Source organism: Streptomyces bohaiensis (assembly GCF_012033785.1).
GTDB lineage: Bacteria > Actinomycetota > Actinomycetes > Streptomycetales > Streptomycetaceae > Streptomyces > Streptomyces bohaiensis.
This window is the reverse complement of sequence record NZ_JAAVJC010000497.1, coordinates 1-1678: the sequence shown is the minus strand read 5'-3', so window position 1 is coordinate 1678 and position 1678 is coordinate 1. Positions and strand designations below refer to the sequence as shown.

Sequence of the window (1678 nt, the reverse complement as noted above, 5' to 3'; positions counted from 1 at the left end):
GCCCGCGGGGCCGGGCCGCCGGCACCGGCAGCACCGGCAGAGGTACCGCCGGCGGAGGCACCGCCGGCACCGGCCGGTTCGGCCTCGGCGGCGACCGCACCGACCGCCGGCCGGTCGATGACGACGGTGCCGGTCATCGTCGCCGCGGGCTTCGCCGGGGCGGTGACGCGTCCGGCCCGGGGGAGACGGGGGAGGCGGGTCATGTCAGCTGCCTCCGCACCGGAAACAGCCGACGCTGGTGCGCAGCATGATGGAGACGTCCTGCCAGAGCGACCAGGTGTCGATGTAGTGGTTGTCGAACCGTGCGCGCTCCTCGATGGAGGTGTCCCCGCGCAAGCCGCTGACCTGCGCGAGCCCGGTCAGACCGGCCGGCATCCGGTGGCGTCGGGCATAACCGGGGTGGCTGCGGCTGAACTCCGAGACGAAGTGCGGGCGTTCGGGGCGCGGCCCGACGAGGCTCATGTCGCCCCGCAGCACGTTCCACAGTTGCGGGAGCTCGTCGAGCGAGGTGCGCCGCAGCGTGGTGCCGACGCGGCTCATGCGGCGGTCGCCGGCGACGTTCCAGCGGGTGGCGGACTCGGTGTCGTCGGTGGGGCGCAGGGTGCGGAACTTCAGGATCACGAAGGGGCGTCCGCCCTGCCCGATCCGCTCCTGGCGGAAGAGGACCCCGGGGCCGTCCGCGAGCCGCACGGCCAGGGCGCATCCCAGCAGCAGCGGGGCGGCGGCCAGCAGCAGCACGCCGGCGCCGGCGACGTCGAGGGCGCGTTTGGCGATCCGGGCGGCGGTGCCGGGGGTCGCGGCGGGCGCGTCGAGCCGGCGGCAGGCGAACCCCCAGAGGTGGTCGGCGGCGGCCGAAGGGCCCGCTGCCGCGGTGCCGCTGAGTCCGGGTCCGACCTCGACGACCCAGACGGTGCAGCCCATCCGGTGGCAGAGCTCCACCAGGTCCGGGTCCGCCGCCTCGCCCGGTCCGCGGACGACGAACGCGTCCAGCACCCGCTCCCCGTCGAGGAGCGTGGCGACCGCTCCGAGGTCGCCGCCCGACAGCCGCGGCGGGTCCCCGGGGGTCGCCGTCGCCCCCGGGCCTCCCCGCGACGGCTCCGGTGCCGGGTCGTCCCGGCGGGTCGGCGGCACCACGACCGCGACCGGCCGCATCCCGTACTCCGGGTGGTCGGCCAGCACGCCGGCGAGGGCACCACCGCCGGCGCCGCGGGAGATGACGACCGCGGCGCGTGGGCGGAGCCGGTGGGCCCGCCGCCGGGCGCCGCGAACGGCCGCGCGGGCGGCACAGGCCACCGGCGGGTACAGGGCGACGAGCACGAGGAACGGGACCAGCGGCACCGGCGGCGCCCCGGTCGCGACCAGCGCCGTCTGCGCCACGCACCAGCCGACGGCGCTCTGCGCGGCGAGGCGCGGGAGGTCGTCGAGCGCGCCGGCGAACGGGCCGATGCGGTGGAGGCCGGCGCGGAGGTGCAGGACGACCATGACGAGCAGCGCGACGAGCACCAGCCGGAGCGTCGCCGGGGTGGCTCCGAGGAGCGGGAGCGCGACGGCGGCCGCGGTGGCGGTGTCGACGGCGACCAGGGCGGCGGTGAGGCTGTGCCGCCGCGGCCTGCGGACCCGGGGCGCGGGTGTCTCGGCGACCGCGGCAGCGACCGACGCGACCGGGTCGGCGCGGTGG

The 1678-nt window shown here is 78.1% G+C and carries 2 protein-coding genes; both read right to left on the bottom strand.

The window, feature by feature from the left end; genetic code table 11:
- The coding region (locus tag HCN52_RS25005) for a hypothetical protein (RefSeq protein ID WP_209314949.1) at positions 1-203 on the bottom strand (203 nt) is incomplete at its 3' end.
- Between the two features lies 1 nt (position 204).
- Positions 205-1678, bottom strand: a 1474-nt coding sequence (locus HCN52_RS24245; protein WP_168090557.1) for a sugar transferase, incomplete at its 5' end; no start/stop codon positions are given.